Source organism: Vibrio sp. 10N.222.46.A1, from assembly GCF_041473595.1.
Taxonomy (GTDB): domain Bacteria; phylum Pseudomonadota; class Gammaproteobacteria; order Enterobacterales; family Vibrionaceae; genus Vibrio; species Vibrio tasmaniensis_A.
In genome coordinates, this window is the sequence record NZ_JBFRSN010000526.1 from 1 (window position 1) to 1,355 (window position 1,355).

Here is a 1,355-nt window from a genome sequence, read left to right on the forward strand (position 1 = left end):
ACTCTCCGCACCATTGTGGGCATCTTATGTGGACTCCCCATTGTCAACAGTAATCGTCAGTAAATCAGAAATAAATGCGCACTTATGTACGAGCTCAACAAGAGTAGCTAACTCAGGCTCTACGATATTTACGCGAGTTAGTAGCAAATCTAAGCTACGAGTTCAAGACTCTCAGATGCCCGCTGCTTTGACTAACTGATTTTCATCCAATTTATGCATTTTACTGTTAAGACAATTTACTAAGATACTAACGGTTCAGCTTTATATTCCGTACCTTGAGTTAAAATAGCAAATGCTGTTCTGACATTTTTATTTGCCAACGCTACCGCAGCACACTTCTTACCTCTACGTTCAATTAAATTTTTTAGCCACTCTTCTTTTTTTGTTTTCGGTGGGCGATTGGCAACCTTGCTTACGATCGACATCGCACCAGTAATCAATTGGCTTCGAAACAGAGTATTTTTAAAACCTCTTCCTATCGAACCGATTTTAGCTCTCCCCCCACTTGAATGTTGTATTGGTGTGAGCCCTATGCAGGCTGCGGCTGCTTTCCCTTTACTAAAAGCTCCAATGTCAGCACACCCGAGCGCGATATATAAGTTAACAGCATTAAGGATACCGATGCCCTCAATTTTAAGTAACTTCTTACATTCAGGATGATAATTCAAAGATTCTTCAAGGCAGTTGTCGTAAATATCAATCGCTTCAACCAGCGATAAATATTGATCCCAGGCAGTAGATATTGCCTGACGAAACGAAGGTGAAAAACCATTATCTGCGTCTTCTAGGGTTTCATCAATTGTTGCTCTTAACCCCCCATTTCTGTTGGAGACTTGAATATTTAATTCAGATAACAAAGCAATCAATTGGTTTTTAGAAGCGGTTTTTTGTCTTATGCTTAGTTCTCGTAAGCGGACAATCGATTGTAGTTGCTGCTGTTCGGCTGTTTTACCTTGAATAAAGTTCACATCAGGTAACAGTGATGCTTGTACTATCGCCAAAGCATCATTTTTGTCAGTTTTCTGATTTTGTCTGACCACAGCAACTAATCTCGATGAGATTAAACGAGCATCATGCCCATGAGAAGAAGCGAGTTGCTTCCAATAATTCGAAGTACCACAAGCTTCAAACACGATTGTGGCAGGCCTTGAATTTACTAACCAACAAGTAAACGCCTTCGGTGTCATCTCTGTATTTGAGTGCACTTTTCTGTTTGTATAAATACAAACTTGGATCACTTTTTTAGCTAAATCAACGCCAACAATCGTCTTGTTCATTTGAATCTCCAAATTATTTTGAACCCTACTATTGTAGGACTTAGGGTTGGGGAGTCCAATTATCTAAGTTGACATTTT

The 1,355-nt window shown here is 39.6% G+C and carries 1 protein-coding gene; it reads right to left on the reverse strand.

Annotated elements, in window-relative coordinates:
- Positions 1-239: 239 nt before the first annotated feature.
- Positions 240-1,277: an IS110 family transposase gene (locus tag AB4496_RS15200; RefSeq protein ID WP_102257639.1), complete on the reverse strand. Its 1,038-nt coding sequence runs from the start codon at positions 1,275-1,277 to the stop codon at positions 240-242.
- Between the last annotated feature and the right edge of the window lie 78 nt (positions 1,278-1,355).

Bases quoted from the DNA above. Each gene is read 5' to 3' on its own strand.
- AB4496_RS15200 (WP_102257639.1), bottom strand. From the start codon at position 1,277: ATGAACAAGACGATTGTTGGCGTTGATTTAGCTAAAAAAGTGATCCAA.